Origin of the sequence: Agrococcus lahaulensis DSM 17612, assembly GCF_000425105.1 — a bacterium.
GTDB lineage: Bacteria > Actinomycetota > Actinomycetes > Actinomycetales > Microbacteriaceae > Agrococcus > Agrococcus lahaulensis.
In genome coordinates, this window is the sequence record NZ_AULD01000016.1 from 45586 (window position 1) to 59071 (window position 13486).

Annotated in this window: 16 protein-coding genes; all 16 read left to right on the forward strand. The window is 75.2% G+C overall.

Annotated elements, in window-relative coordinates; genetic code table 11:
* Window positions 1–2: 2 nt before the first annotated feature.
* The gene (locus H508_RS0108620) at window positions 3–752 is read left to right on the forward strand and encodes a GAF and ANTAR domain-containing protein (RefSeq protein WP_026373763.1); all 750 of its coding nucleotides are present in this window, start codon (window positions 3–5) and stop codon (window positions 750–752) included.
* A 116-nt stretch (window positions 753–868) separates the two neighbouring features.
* Window positions 869–1057 carry a hypothetical protein gene (locus H508_RS0108625; protein WP_026373764.1) on the forward strand — a complete coding sequence of 63 codons (189 nt, stop codon included), beginning with the start codon at window positions 869–871 and terminating at the stop codon, window positions 1055–1057.
* A 111-nt stretch (window positions 1058–1168) separates the two neighbouring features.
* Entirely contained in the window at window positions 1169–1429 is a 261-nt protein-coding gene (gene rpoZ / locus H508_RS0108630) for a DNA-directed RNA polymerase subunit omega (protein WP_026373765.1), read from the forward strand.
* On the forward strand, window positions 1429–2637 hold the full coding sequence (gene coaBC, locus H508_RS15435) for a bifunctional phosphopantothenoylcysteine decarboxylase/phosphopantothenate--cysteine ligase CoaBC (protein ID WP_035254585.1): 1209 nt from the start codon (window positions 1429–1431) through the stop codon (window positions 2635–2637). The genes rpoZ and coaBC overlap by 1 nt, the downstream gene beginning before the upstream one ends.
* A complete protein-coding gene (gene metK, locus H508_RS0108640) occupies window positions 2634–3866 on the forward strand; it encodes a methionine adenosyltransferase (protein WP_245569488.1) in 1233 nt (410 codons plus the stop codon). The genes coaBC and metK overlap by 4 nt, the downstream gene beginning before the upstream one ends.
* A 4-nt stretch (window positions 3867–3870) precedes the next feature.
* On the forward strand, window positions 3871–5835 hold the full coding sequence (locus H508_RS0108645) for a primosomal protein N' family DNA-binding protein (RefSeq protein WP_026373767.1): 1965 nt from the start codon (window positions 3871–3873) through the stop codon (window positions 5833–5835).
* Between the two features lie 25 nt (window positions 5836–5860).
* A complete protein-coding gene (locus tag H508_RS0108650; protein WP_026373768.1) occupies window positions 5861–6793 on the forward strand; it encodes a methionyl-tRNA formyltransferase in 933 nt (310 codons plus the stop codon).
* Window positions 6790–8127, forward strand: coding sequence for an RsmB/NOP family class I SAM-dependent RNA methyltransferase (locus tag H508_RS0108655; protein WP_026373769.1), 1338 nt, complete (start codon window positions 6790–6792; stop codon window positions 8125–8127). Before H508_RS0108650 ends, H508_RS0108655 begins: the two co-directional genes overlap by 4 nt.
* Window positions 8128–8177: 50 nt before the next feature.
* Window positions 8178–8834, forward strand: a complete 657-nt coding sequence (rpe, locus tag H508_RS0108660) for a ribulose-phosphate 3-epimerase (RefSeq protein WP_035254587.1) — start codon at window positions 8178–8180, stop codon at window positions 8832–8834.
* Entirely contained in the window at window positions 8831–9094 is a 264-nt protein-coding gene (locus H508_RS0108665) for a phosphoribosyl-ATP diphosphatase (RefSeq protein WP_026373771.1), read from the forward strand. Before rpe ends, H508_RS0108665 begins: the two co-directional genes overlap by 4 nt.
* A 38-nt stretch (window positions 9095–9132) precedes the next feature.
* Window positions 9133–9987 (forward strand): ATP phosphoribosyltransferase, encoded by an 855-nt coding sequence (gene hisG, locus H508_RS0108670; protein ID WP_026373772.1) that lies wholly within the window; start codon window positions 9133–9135, stop codon window positions 9985–9987.
* Window positions 9988–9997: 10 nt separating this feature from the next.
* Window positions 9998–10756, forward strand: coding sequence for an imidazole glycerol phosphate synthase subunit HisF (gene hisF, locus H508_RS0108675; RefSeq protein WP_026373773.1), 759 nt, complete (start codon window positions 9998–10000; stop codon window positions 10754–10756).
* Window positions 10753–11103: a phosphoribosyl-AMP cyclohydrolase gene (gene hisI, locus H508_RS15440; RefSeq protein WP_035254589.1), complete on the forward strand. Its 351-nt coding sequence runs from the start codon at window positions 10753–10755 to the stop codon at window positions 11101–11103. Before hisF ends, hisI begins: the two co-directional genes overlap by 4 nt.
* Window positions 11103–12623, forward strand: a complete 1521-nt coding sequence (locus tag H508_RS0108685; RefSeq protein ID WP_026373774.1) for an anthranilate synthase component I — start codon at window positions 11103–11105, stop codon at window positions 12621–12623. The genes hisI and H508_RS0108685 overlap by 1 nt, the downstream gene beginning before the upstream one ends.
* Window positions 12620–13165: a Trp biosynthesis-associated membrane protein gene (locus tag H508_RS15445; protein ID WP_035254591.1), complete on the forward strand. Its 546-nt coding sequence runs from the start codon at window positions 12620–12622 to the stop codon at window positions 13163–13165. The genes H508_RS0108685 and H508_RS15445 overlap by 4 nt, the downstream gene beginning before the upstream one ends.
* Before the next feature lie 101 nt (window positions 13166–13266).
* Entirely contained in the window at window positions 13267–13485 is a 219-nt protein-coding gene (locus H508_RS0108695) for a DUF6704 family protein (protein WP_026373775.1), read from the forward strand.
* Window position 13486: the final 1 nt, after the last annotated feature.

The following is a 13486-nucleotide window of genomic DNA, read 5'->3' on the forward strand; positions in this document are numbered from 1 at the left end:
ACGTGAGCGTTGCCGAGCGCGACGCGACCCTGAGCGCTGCGTTCATCCGCTTCGCCGACGTGCTGACGACCGACTACGACGTCGTGGAGGTCCTGCACGCGATCGTGCTCGAGTGCGTGGAGCTGCTCGTGGTCGACGCGGCGGGCCTGCTGCTCGTCGATGCCGACGGCGAGCTCGAGCTCGTCGCGTCGACGAGCGAGGGCGCCGACTTCGTCGAGGTGATGCAGCTCAACGCGGGTGACGGCCCGTGCATCCACTCGTTCCGCACGGGCAGTGTCATCTCGGTGCCGGACGTGCGCGCGGTCGGGGCCGATTGGGAGCACTTCCGCCTCGCTGCAGCGCAGCGCGGCTACGGCTCCGCCTACGCCGTGCCGCTGCGACTGCGGGGCGAGGCGATCGGCAGCCTCGGGCTCTTCCGCCGGCGCGTCGGCGAGCTCGAGGGTGCCGACGCCGCGGTCGCGCAGGCGCTCGCCGCGCTCGCGACGATCGCGATCGTGCAGGAGCGGACGACGCGTGAGAGCACGGTGCTCGCCGAGCAGCTGCAGCGCGCGCTCGAGAGCCGCATCGTGATCGAGCAGGCGAAGGGGATCCTCGGCGAGTCGGCCGGCGTCGACATGGACGAGGCCTTCCGCATGCTGCGCCAGCACGCGCGCGGCCACAACCTGAACCTGCGAGACGTCGCCGAGCGCGTCGTCGCGCGGTCGCTCTCCATCGCGGGCGACCGGCCGTCGGCCGACCGGGTCGTCGGCTGACCGCCGTCGCTTGACACCGGCCCGCCGGCTCCCGCAGAGTGAGCCTCGGGAAGTCCGTGCCCTCCAGACCCCGGGGCGCGCTGCGGCCACGGCCGGATTGCGTGCGGGGGAGAAGGATGCGGGAGCTGCTCTCGGAGCTGGGCTCGACCGGTGTGTCGATCGCGGTGCAGATCGTCATGGCGGTCGTCGTCGGCATGCTGCTCGCGCAGGTGCTCGGGCTCATCGCGTGGTCGATCGTCCGCGCCTCGCGCAGCGCGCGCCCGCAGCGGCCCGCTGAGAGGGATCCACGCCCCCCGGCAGGCTGACGAGCACGCGCGGCAACGGCGCGATAGGATGGTCGCTTGCGCCACTGGCGCCACGAGCTCCGCGGGCCGATCCCGCGCATCCGACACCGACCACAGCCGCAGGAGGCACGCATGGCCACGCAGGGCATCATCAACCCGCCGATCGACGAGGTGCTCGAGAAGGTCGACTCGAAGTACCAGCTCGTGATCTTCGCCGCGAAGCGCGCGCGCCAGATCAACGACTACTACACCGACATCCACGAGGGATCGATGTTCGACAACGTCGGCCCGCTCGTCGACGCCACGGTCGAGGACAAGCCGCTCTCGGTCGCGCTGCACGAGATCCACCAGGACAAGCTCGTCCTGACCAAGGACGAGACCGCGCAGGGCTGATGCGCGTCGTCGTCGGGATCTCCGGCGGCATCGCCGCCTACAAGGCCGCGCTCGCCATCCGCGAGCTCGTGAAGGCGGGGCACGACGTGCACGTCGTGCCGACGGCGTCGGCGCTGCGCTTCATCGGGCGCCCGACGCTCGAGGCGCTCAGCCGCAACCCCGTCACCGACGAGGTCTTCGACGACGTCGCCGCCGTGCGCCACGTCGCGCTCGGCCAGTCGGCCGACCTGATCGTCATCCTGCCCGCGACCGCGAACACGCTCGCGAAGCTCGCGCACGGCCTCGCCGACGACCTGCTCGGCACGACCGTCCTCGCCTCGCGCGCTCCGCTCGTGATCGCGCCCGCGATGCACACCGAGATGTGGGAGCAGCCGGCCGTGCAGGCGAACGTGCGCGCGCTCGCCGAGCGCGGCGCGACGATCGTCGGGCCGGTCGCCGGTGCGCTCACGGGCGCCGACGAGGGCTTCGGCCGCATGGCCGAGCCCGCCGATGTCGTCGCGGCGGCGCTCGAGGCCGCCGGCCGCCACTCCGGCGCGCTCGCCGGCCGCTCGGTCGTCGTCTCGGCCGGCGGCACGCGCGAGCCGATCGACCCCGTGCGCTTCCTCGGCAACCGCTCGAGCGGCGCGATGGGCGTCGCCCTCGCGAGCGCGGCGCGCGCGGCGGGCGCGAGCGTCACGCTCGTCGGCGCCAACCTCCACGTGCCCGTCCCCTCCGGCGTCGAGCTCGTCGAGGTCGAGACGACCGCGCAGCTGCGCGAGGCGATGCTCGAGCGCGCGAGCGCCGACGTCGTCGTGATGGCCGCGGCGGTCGCCGACTACCGCGTGCGCGGCGCCGTCGACGAGAAGCGCTCGAAGGAGTCGTGGGGCGAGGCGCCGACGATCGAGCTCGAGCTCAACCCCGACATCCTCGCCGAGCTCGCTGGGCTGCCGCGCGAGGGCCTGCTCGTCGGCTTCGGCGCCGAGACCGAGGCCGACGACGACGCCCTCGTCGAGCGTGGGCGCGCGAAGCTCGCGCGGAAGGGCGCCGACCTGCTCGTGCTCAACCGCGTCGGCCACGACGAGGGCTTCGGCGCCGTCGACACGCGCGTGCGCGTGCTCGACGCCGATGGCGTCGTGGCGGATGCGTCGGGCCAGAAGGCGTCAGTGGCCCGGGTGATCATCGAGTGCGTCGCGCAGCGCCTCGCGAGCGCAGGTGAGGAGCACCAGTGAGCCCCAGTCCAGTGAGCCCCAGTGCGGTGAGCCCCAGTGCGGGCAGCCTCCGGCTGTTCACGTCGGAGTCGGTGACCGAGGGTCACCCCGACAAGATCTCCGACCAGATCTCCGACGCGATCCTCGACGCGATGCTCGCGCAGGACCCGGAGGCGCGCGTCGCGGTCGAGACGCTCGTGACGACGGGCCTCGTGCACGTCGCGGGCGAGGTGCGCACGACGGGCTACGTCGACATCGCCTCGGTCGTGCGGAAGGTCATCGTCGACATCGGCTACGACTCGAGCGAGGTCTCGTTCGACGGCAACTCGTGCGGCGTGACCGTCTCGATCGGCGAGCAGAGCCCCGAGATCGCGACGGGCGTCGACACCGCCGTCGAGGCGCGCGGCGGCTCCGTCGACCCGCTCGACCGCGACGGCGCCGGCGACCAGGGCATCATGTTCGGCTTCGCGACCGACGAGACGCCGAGCCTCATGCCGGCGACCGCGTGGGCCGCGCACCGGCTCGCCGAGCGGCTCGCCGCCGCCCGGCGCTCGGCCGAGATCCCCTTCCTCCGCCCCGACGGCAAGACGCAGGTGACGATCGGCTACGACGGCTTCTCGCCCGTCTCGGTCGACACCGTGCTCGTCTCGACGCAGCACGCGCCGGGCGTCACGAACGACGAGATCCGCGACGCCGTCATCGAGCACGTGATCGACCCCGTCGTGGGCGAGCTCGGCCTCGACGCGAGCGGCATGCGCGCGATCGTCAACCCCTCCGGCTCCTTCCTCACCGGCGGGCCGAAGGGCGACGCTGGCCTCACGGGCCGCAAGATCATCGTCGACACCTACGGCGGCGCCGCTCGGCACGGCGGCGGCGCGTTCAGCGGCAAGGACCCGTCGAAGGTCGACCGCTCCGCCGCCTACGCCCTGCGGTGGGTCGCGAAGAACGCCGTCGCGGCGGGCCTCGCGAAGCGGCTCGAGGTGCAGGCCGCCTACGCGATCGGCATGGCGCAGCCCGTCGGCCTCTACGTCGAGTCGTTCGGCACGGGCGTCATCGACGACCTCGCGATCGGCGCGGCGATCCAGGACGTCTTCGATCTGCGGCCGGGCGCGATCGTGCGCGACCTCGAGCTGCGCGAGCCGAAGTACCGCCAGACCGCCGCGTACGGCCACTTCGGGCGCGAGCTGTCCGGGTTCACGTGGGAGCGGCTCGACCGCGTCGACGCGCTGCGCGCCGCCGCGGGGCTGTGAGGCCTTGAGCCCCGCGCGCGCCTTCGCGCGGGTCGTCGTCGACTCGCGGCTGCCGCAGCTCGACCGGCTCTTCGAGTACCGCGTGCCCCCCGGCCTCGCGGGCGTCGCGCCGGGCGTGCGCGTGCGCGTGCCGCTCCGCAACGAGCGCGAGGCGTCGGGCTACGTCGTCGAGGTGACGGATGCGCGCGACTGGGAGGGCGAGGTCGCCGACGTCGCGCACGTCGTCTCGACCGTGCCGGTGCTGCAGCCCGAGGTGTGGGCGCTCGCGCGCGCGGTCGCCGACCGCGCCGCCGGTGGAGCGGCCGACGTGCTGCGCGTCGCGATCCCGGGCCGCCAGGCGCGGGTCGAGAAGGCGTGGCTCGCGCGCGAGGGGTCCGCCCGCCCCGCCCCGGCGCCCCTGCCCGCGCTCGCCGACGCATCCGCCGTGCTGCCCGGTCTCGTCGAGAGCCGACGGCGCGTCGCGCTCGAGTGCGCGGGCGGCGTCGCCGAGGTCGCCGACGGCGACGGCACCGCGTGGATCGGGCGGTGGGCGATCGCGCTCGCCGCGCTCGCCCGGCAGGCGCTCGAGCGCGGCGAGCAGGCGATCCTCGTCGTGCCCGATCACCGCGAGCAGCGGCAGCTGCGGCTCGCGCTCGCCACCGCCGTCGGCGAGGAGCGCATCGTCGAGCTCGACGCGCGGCAGAAGAACCCCGAGCGCTACCGCGGGTTCCTCCGCTGCCTCGATGACGAGCCGCTCGCGATCATCGGCCCCCGCTCGGCGGTCTACGCTCCCGCGAAGCGGCTCGGGCTGCTCGCGGTGTGGGAGGACGGCGACCCGCTGCTCGCCGAGCCGCTCGCCCCCGGCGTCCACGCGCGCGACGCCGCGCTCGTGCGGCAGGCGCAATCGGGATCCGCGCTCGTGCTCGCCGGGCACGCGCGCTCGACCGACGCCGAGCGGCTCGTCGAGGTCGGCTTCCTCGAGCACGAGCGCGTGGGCGAGCACCGCGTGCGCGTGCTGCCCGCCGCGCTCGCCGACGACGGCCGCCGCGTGCCCGCCGCGGCGTTCGCGGCCGCGCGCGAGGGGCTCCAGCACGGACCCGTGCTCGTGCAGGTCGCCCGGCCCGGCCACGCGCCGGGACTGCGCTGCGGCGACTGCGGCGCGCGCGCCCGTTGCCGCGCGTGCGGCGGCCCGCTCGGCGTCCGCTCGCGCGGCTCGGCCCCGGCGTGCCGGCTCTGCGGCCGGCTCGCGGCCGCGTGGTCGTGCCCGACGTGCAGCGGCACGCGGCTGCGCGAGGTGGGCCGCGGCTCGAGCCGCATCGCCGAGGAGCTCGGGCGCGCTGTGCCGGGGATCCCGGTCGCCGTCGCCGACGGGGAGCACGAGCGGCTCGAGGTCGACGCGCGGCCGCGCATCGTCGTCGCGACGCGCGGCGCCGAGCCGATCGCCGAGGGCGGCTACCGCGCGGTGCTGCTGCTCGACGGCGACTCGCTCCTCGCGCGGGAGGGCCTCCGCGTCGCCGAGGAGGCCGTGCGGCAGTGGGCGACCGCTCGGGCGCTCGCCGCCGACGGGGCGAGCGTCGTGCTCGCCGGCGTCATGGGGCCTGCGGCCGCCGCCATCACCGGAGCGACGACCGTGCCGTTCGCGAAGGCGGAGCTCGCCGAGCGCCGAGCGCTCCGGTTCCCGCCCGCCGTGCGCACCGCATCCGTCGTCGGGCACCCCGACGCCGTCGCCGAGGCGCTCGAGGCGCTGGGCGGCATCGAGCACCTCGACGTGCTCGGCCCTGTGCCGGTCACGGGCGGGCCGGTCGCCGACGCGCGCCCCGGCGAGCAGCTCGAGCGCGCGATCGCGCGCTTCGCCTACGCCGACGGGGCGCGCGTCGCGAGCGTCGTGCGCGCGCGCGTGCTCGCCGCCGCGCGCCGCCCCTCGCGGCCCGGCGCGCCCGCGAGGCTGCGCATCCGGTTGGATGATCACGAGCCCTTCGACGGCCTGTAGCGCCGTCCCGAGTCAGGAAGCAGCCATGCGCATCGTCTTCGCCGGCAGTCCCGCCGTCGCCGTGCCGAGCCTCGAGGCCCTCGCCGCCGAGCACGAGGTCGCCGCGGTCGTCACGCGCGCCGCCTCGCCCCACGGGCGCAAGCGGGTGCTCACGCCCACGCCGGTCGCGGCGCGTGCGGCCGAGCTCGGCCTCGACGTCATCGAGGCGAACCGGCTCGACGCCGTCGCGACCGAGCGGATCGCCGCGCTCGAGCCCGAGCTCGCCGCGGTCGTCGCCTACGGCGGGCTCGTGCGCGAGCCGCTGCTGTCGCTCCCGCGGCACGGCTGGATCAACCTGCACTTCTCGGTGCTGCCCGACTACCGCGGCGCCGCGCCGGTGCAGCGAGCGCTCATCGACGGTCGCAGCACCACGGGCGTGAGCGTGTTCCGGCTCGTCGCCGAGCTCGACGCCGGGCCGCTCGTGCGCGTGCGCGAGGCGCCCATCCCGGAGGGCGCGACCGCGGGCGAGCTCCTCGCGGAGCTCGCGGTGCTCGGCGCGGGCGAGCTCGCCGAGGCCGTGCGCGAGATCGAGGCGGGCACCGCGACGTTCACCGAGCAGGTCGGGGACCCGACGCTCGCGCCGAAGCTCTCGCTCGCCGACGGCGCGCTCGACCTGACGAGCCCGGCGCCCGCCGTGCTGAGCCGCTGGCGGGGGGTGACGCCCGAGCCGGGCGCGCACGGCACCGTCGACGGCCAGCGGGTCAAGCTCCTCGCGCTCGCCCGCTCGGGCGCCGAGCCGCTGCCGCCCGGCCACGCGGCGATCGCGGGGCGCTCGGCGGTCGTCGGCACCGGCAGCGCGCCGCTCGAGCTCGTCGAGGTGCAGCCCGCGGGAAAGCGGCCCATGCCGGGCGTCGACTGGCTGCGGGGCCGCGGCGGCGCGGCCGTCTTCGAGCTCGAGCCCGCGGGGGCCGGCCGATGAGCGCCCGGCTCGTCGCGCGCGACGTCGTGCTCGCGGTCGACCGCGACGACGCCTACGCCAACCTGCTGCTGCCCGCGCGCATCCGGGAGGCGGGGCTGAGCCCCGCCGACGCGGGTTTCGCGACCGAGCTCGCCTACGGCACGCTCCGCTGGCAGGGCCAGCACGACGCGCTCATCGCCGATGCCGCCGGTCGCCGCGTCGACGAGATCGACCCCGAGACGCGCGCGACCCTCCGCATCGGCTCGCACCAGCTCAGCCGCATGCGCGTGCCGGCGCACGCCGCCGTGCACGAGACCGTCGCGCTCCTGGGGCGTCGCAACAAGGGCCGGCTCGGCTTCGCGAACGCGGTGCTGCGCCGGCTCTCGGAGGAGCCGTGGGAGCAGCGGCTCGCGCGCATCGCCGAGCGGCTCAGCGCCGACGAGCGGCTCGCGCTCGAGTCGTCGCACCCCGCGTGGGTGCTCCGCGCCCTGCGGCGCACGCTCGACCGCGAGGGCGCCGCCGGCGAGCTCGAGGCGCTCCTCCATGCCGACAACGATCCGCCCGCGGTGCAGCTCGTCGCGCTGCCCGGGCTCGCCGACCCGACCGAGCTGGACCTCGCGCCGACCGCCAGCCCGCTCGGCCGCGTCGCGCCGGGCGGCGACCCCGCGCGGGTGCCGCAGGTCGGCGACGGCTCGTGGCGCGTGCAGGACGCCGGCAGCCAGCTCGCGGCGCTCGCCCTCACGCGCGCGCGGCCGGTCTCGGCGGGGGAGCGCTGGCTCGACCTGTGCGCGGGGCCCGGCGGCAAGGCCGCGCTGCTCGCGGCCGAGGCCGCCGTGCACGGCGCGCGGCTCGAGGCGAACGAGGTCGCGCCGCACCGCGCGAGGCTCGTGCGCGACGCCGTGCGCGCCATCGAGCCGCGCCCCGAGGTCGTCGTCGGCGACGGCCGCCGCTACGGTCGCGGCGACACCGCGGGCGCCTTCGACCGCGTGCTCCTCGACGCCCCGTGCACGGGCCTCGGGGCCCTGCGCCGCCGCCCCGAGGCGCGCTGGCGCAAGCAGCCGACCGACGTGCCCGAGCTCGCGGCCCTGCAGGTCGAGCTGCTCGAGGCGGCGGCGCGCGCCGTGCGCCCCGGCGGGCTCGTCGCCTACGTCACGTGCTCGCCCCACCTCGCCGAGACGCGCGCGGTCGTGGAGCGCGCATCCGTCCTCGGCCTCGAGCCGGTCCCGACGCGCGCGGTCGTCGCCGAGCTCTCGCCCGGCATCGCGCTCGGCGAGACCGGCGACGCCGTGCAGCTGTGGCCGCACCGCAACGGCACCGACGCGATGTTCATCCAGCTGCTCACGACGGCCCGGTAGCGCTCCCGAGCGCCCGCCCAGCCGCTCGCGAGCCGGATAGGGTGGCGGGCATGGTCAGGATCCACCCCAGCATCCTGTCGGCGGACTTCGTCAACCTCGAGCGCGACCTCGAGCGCATCCGGGACGCCGACGGCGTGCACGTCGACGTGATGGACGCCCACTTCGTGCCCAACCTCACGTTCGGGTTGCCGATGGTCGAGCGCATCGCCGAGGTGACCGAGCTGCCGATCGACGTGCACCTCATGATCGACGACCCCGACACGTGGGCGCCGCAGTACGCGATCCGGGGGGTCGAGTCGGTGACCTTCCACGCCGAGGCGACGAACGACGGCGTCGCGCTCGCGCGCGAGCTGCGGGCGCGCGGCACGCGCGCGGCGATCGCGCTCAAGCCCGGCACCGCGGTCGACGCGGTGCTCGAGCACCTCACCGAGTTCGACATGGTGCTCGTCATGACCGTCGAGCCGGGCTTCGGCGGTCAGTCGTTCATGGCCGACATGATGCCGAAGCTCGTCGAGCTCCGCGGCCGCGCCGACGAGGCGGGCATCGGGCTCGCGCTGCAGGTCGACGGCGGCATCACGGCCGACACGCTGCCGATCGCCGCGGCGGCCGGCGCCGACGTCTTCGTGGCGGGTTCCGCCGTCTACGGGCACGACGACGTGGCCGCGCGCATCGCCGCGCTCCGCGACGCCGGTAGCCTGGAGGGGTGAAGACCTTCGACGAGCTGTACGCCGAGCTCGAGCAGACGCTCGCCGAGCGCCGACCGGGCTCCGGCACCGTCGCGGCCGTCGACGCGGGCGTCCACACGATCGGCAAGAAGATCGTCGAGGAGGCCGCCGAGGTCTGGATGGCCGCCGAGCACGAGAGCGATGAGGACGCGGCGATCGAGATCTCGCAGCTGCTGTACCACCTCCAGGTGCTCATGCTCGCGAAGGGCATCTCGCTGCAGGACGTGTACCGACATCTCTGACGCGCCGTCCCCCGACCGTCAGACGATGCAAGGAACCCATGCTGAAGATCGCCGTGCCCAACAAGGGCTCGCTCGCCGAGACGGCCGCCCAGATGCTCGACGAGGCCGGCTACCGCGGCCGCCGCGACGGCAAGGAGCTCATCGTCGTCGACGCCCGCAACGAGGTCGAGTTCTTCTTCCTCCGCCCGCGCGACATCGCGACGTACGTCGGCTCGGGCGCGCTCGACGTCGGCATCACCGGCCGCGACCTGCTGCTCGACTCCGGCTCGCCCGCGCTCGAGATCGAGGGCCTCGGCTTCGCCCGCTCGACGTTCCGCTTCGCAGGCCCCGCCGGCCGCTTCGGCGACGCGCGCGACCTCGAGGGCCAGCGCGTCGCGTCCTCGTACACGGGCCTCGTCGAGCAGCACCTCGCGCAGCACGGCGTCACGGCCGAGCTCGTGCGCCTCGACGGAGCGGTCGAGTCGGCCGTGCGGCTCGGGGTGGCGGATGCGGTCGCCGACGTCGTCGAGACGGGTGCGACCCTGCGGGCCCAGGGCCTCGAGGTCTTCGGGGAGCCGATCCTCGTGAGCGAGGCCGTGCTCATCACGAACGACGAGGGGGAGCACGGCACCGACAAGCCGGGGCTCGCGACCCTCAAGCGGCGCCTCGACGGCGTCATCGTCGCGCGCGACTTCGTGCTCGTCGACTACGACATCGAGCGCTCGCGGCTCGACGCGGCGATCGGCATCGCGAGCGGCTTCGAGAGCGCGACCGTGAGCCCGCTCCACGATCCCGACTGGGTCGCCGTGCGCGTCATGGTGCGCAGCGACGAGACGAACCAGATCATGGACGCCCTCGCCGACGTCGGCGCGCGCGCGATCATCGTCACCAACATCCACGCCGCCCGCATCTAGGAGGACCGCCGTGCTCGCCACCCGCGTCATCCCGTGCCTCGACGTCGCCCACGGCCGCGTCGTGAAGGGCGTGCGCTTCCAGGGGCTCACCGACCAGGGCGACCCGGTCGAGCTCGCCGCCCGCTACGCCGAGCAGGGCGCCGACGAGCTGACGTTCCTCGACGTCAAGGCGACCGTCGAGGACGCCGGCACGATGCTCGAGGTCGTCGAGCGCTGCGCGGAGCAGGTCTTCATCCCGCTCACCGTCGGCGGCGGCGTGCGCAGCCGCGACGACGTCGCGCGGCTGCTCGCGCACGGCGCCGACAAGGTCGGGGTCAACTCCGCCGCGATCCGCGACCCCGAGCTCATCGACCGCATCGTCGCCGACTTCGGCTCGCAGGTGCTCGTGCTCTCGCTCGACGTGCGCCGCTCGCCCGAGATGCCCTCGGGCTTCGAGGTGACGACGCACGGCGGCTCGCGCGGCGCCGGGCTCGACGCGCTCGAGTGGGCCGCCGAGGGCGTGCGCCGCGGCGTCGGCGAGCTGCTCGTCAACTCGATCGACGCCGACGGCACGAAGGACGGCTTCGACCTCGAGCTCACGCGCGCGGTGCGCGCCGTCGCCACGTGCCCCGTCATCGCCTCGGGCGGCGCGGGGGAGCCGGCCGACTTCGCGCCCGCCGTCGCCGCGGGCGCCGACGCCGTGCTCGCCGCGAGCATCTTCCACAGCGGCCAGTGCACGATCGGCGAGGTCAAGGCCGCGATGCGCGAAGCGGGGGTGACGGTGCGATGACCGGTCTGCCGGAGCTGAAGAAGGACGCCGACGGACTCGTCGCCGCCGTCATCCAGGACGAAGCGACGGGCGACGTGCTCATGGTCGGCTACATGGACGACGAGGCGCTCCGCCGCACCGCGACCGAGGGCCGCGTGACGTTCTGGTCGCGGTCCCGGCAGGAGTACTGGCGGAAGGGCGACACGTCGGGCAACATCCAGGTGCCGCGCTCGATCGCGATCGACTGCGACGGCGACGCGCTCCTCATCCGCGTCGACCAGTCGGGGCCCGCGTGCCACACCGGCGCGCGATCGTGCTTCTTCACGCCCGTGCCCCTCGCCGCTCCCGAGGATGGGGCGCGGCCGTGATGCCCGGCTCCACGACGCGCGAGGCGTTCGACGCGCTCCTCACCGGCCACCGCATCGTGCCGGTCCTGCGCGAGGTCTTCCTCGACGCCGAGACCCCGGTCGGCGTCTACCGCCGCGTCGCCGCCGGCCGGCCCGGCTCGTTCCTCCTCGAGTCCGCCGAGCAGGGCGTCTGGAACCGCTACTCGTTCGTCGGCGTCGAGGCCTTCGGCCTCCTCACGGCCGACCGGGGCCGCGTCGAGTGGCGCTCGAGCGCGCTAAGCGCCGAGCGGCTGCTCGGCGACGACGCCCCGCGCAGCGGCCTCGACACCGTCGAGCACGTGCTGCGCCGCTGGGCGACGCCGCGCATCGAGGGGCTCCCGCGCCTCACGAGCGGCATGATCGGGCACATCGGCTGGGAGGCCGTCCGCGAGCTCGAGCACCTGCCCGACGCGCCCGAGCGCGACGTCGACGTGCCCGCGATCGCGATGGCGCTCACGGCGACGCTCGTCGTGCTCGACCACCGCACGGGCGCCGCCCACCTCGTCGCGAACGTCGTGAACGACGGCGTCGACGACGCGGATGCGCTGTGGCTCGACGCGCAGTCCCGGCTCGACGCGCTCGAGGCCGCCCTCGCCCGGGACGAGCCCGGCTCGGTCGCCGCGATCGACCGGGACGCGGAGCCGGCCCCGACCGCGCGCGTCGACGCCGACGCGTTCCGCGCGATGGTCGAGCGCTCGAAGCGCCACATCGTCGACGGCGACGTCTTCCAGGTCGTCCTGTCGGCGCGCTTCGACCTGGAGACTGCGGCCGACCCGCTCGAGGTCTACCGCGTGCTGCGCATGCTCAACCCCTCACCCTACCTCTACCTCCTCGCGCTCGAGGACGCCGACGGCGGCCCCTACGCCGTCGTCGGATCGAGCCCCGAGGCGCTCGTCACCGTCCACGACGGGCGCGCGACGATGCATCCGATCGCGGGCAGCCGTCCGCGCGGCGCCGACGCCGCCGCCGACCGCGACCTCGGCGACGAGCTGCTCGCTGACCCGAAGGAGCGCAGCGAGCACGTCATGCTCGTCGACCTCGCGCGCAACGACCTCGCGAAGGTGTGCGTGCCCGGCACGGTCGCGGTCACCGAGCTCATGGCGATCGAGCGCTTCAGCCACATCATGCACATCGTCTCGACGGTCGAGGGGCGGATGCGCGACGACGCGAGCGCGCTCGACGCCTTCCGCGCGACCTTCCCGGCAGGCACCCTCTCGGGCGCGCCGAAGCCCCGGGCGCTCGAGATCATCGACGAGCTCGAGCCGGCGCAGCGCGGCGTCTACGGCGGCGTGGTCGGCTGGCTCGACTTCGCCGGCGACGCCGACCTCGCGATCGCGATCCGCACCGTCACGATGCGCGACGGCGTCGCGCACGTGCAGTCGGGCGCCGGGCTCGTCGCCGACAGCGACCCGGAGAGCGAACTGCAGGAGGTGCGGAGCAAGGCCGCGGCGCCGCTGCGCGCGGTCGCGGTCGCGAGCACCATGCGAGGGCTCGGGGCGTGAGGCGCGGGCGGCTCGTCGCGGTGCTCGCGCTGCTCGCCGCGGGCGCGCTCGGCCTGCTCGCCGCGACGCAGCCGTGGGCGATCGCCGTGCTCGTCGACGGGCGCGAGCTCGCCGTCGCGGGACAGGACCTCGCGGGCGGCCTCACGATCCTGTCGCTCGCGAGCGTCGCGCTCGCGCTCGTGCTGCCGATCGCCGGCCTCGCCTGGCGCTTCGCGCTCGGCGCGCTCGCCGTGCTGCTCGGCGGTCTCACGGCCGTGCACGCGCTCGCCTCGCGCGGCGGGATCCCCGCCGCTGTCGAGGCGCTCGTCGCCGAGGCCACGGGCCTCGCCGGCTCGGCGCAGGCCGCCGAGATCGCGAGCCTCGCCGAGGGGCCGTGGCCGGTGGTCGGCGCCGCGGCGGGGCTCGTCGCGATCGCGGGCGGGATCGTCGCGCTCGTCACCGCGCGGCGCTGGCCCGAGCGCGCACGCCGCGCCGAGCGCTACGAGCGCGCCACGGGCCTCGCGTGGGACGTCATGGACGACGGCGAGGATCCGACTCGATAGACTCGAGGGGTGCGGGCGCGCGAGCGCGCCCGGAAGGCCGACCAAGGAGCATCGTGAGCGCACGCAAGGGCATCAGCGATCAGCACGCAGCTGATCTCGGGATCGCGGAGTACGAGGCGTCGTTCGTCGACCCCGGCCACGGCAACTCGCGCGCCGCGTGGACGAGCGTCATCGTCATGATCCTCGCGTTCACCCTCGGCACCCTCTTCTTCTTCCTCGACATGCCCGCGCTCGTGTGGGCGAGCGCCGGCCTGCTCGTCATCGGCATCCTCCTCTGGCCCATCCTCGCGAAGGCCGGCTTCGGGGCGAAGGACCACTGAG

Coding starts and splice junctions, on each gene's coding strand:
- rpe (WP_035254587.1), top strand. CDS start 8,178: ATGGTCAGGATCCACCCCAGCATCCTGTCGGCGGACTTCGTCAACCTC.
- H508_RS0108650 (WP_026373768.1), top strand. CDS start 5,861: ATGCGCATCGTCTTCGCCGGCAGTCCCGCCGTCGCCGTGCCGAGCCTC.
- H508_RS0108685 (WP_026373774.1), top strand. CDS start 11,103: ATGCCCGGCTCCACGACGCGCGAGGCGTTCGACGCGCTCCTCACCGGC.
- rpoZ (WP_026373765.1), top strand. CDS start 1,169: ATGGCCACGCAGGGCATCATCAACCCGCCGATCGACGAGGTGCTCGAG.
- coaBC (WP_035254585.1), top strand. CDS start 1,429: ATGCGCGTCGTCGTCGGGATCTCCGGCGGCATCGCCGCCTACAAGGCC.
- H508_RS0108625 (WP_026373764.1), top strand. CDS start 869: ATGCGGGAGCTGCTCTCGGAGCTGGGCTCGACCGGTGTGTCGATCGCG.
- hisI (WP_035254589.1), top strand. CDS start 10,753: ATGACCGGTCTGCCGGAGCTGAAGAAGGACGCCGACGGACTCGTCGCC.
- hisG (WP_026373772.1), top strand. CDS start 9,133: ATGCTGAAGATCGCCGTGCCCAACAAGGGCTCGCTCGCCGAGACGGCC.
- H508_RS0108655 (WP_026373769.1), top strand. CDS start 6,790: ATGAGCGCCCGGCTCGTCGCGCGCGACGTCGTGCTCGCGGTCGACCGC.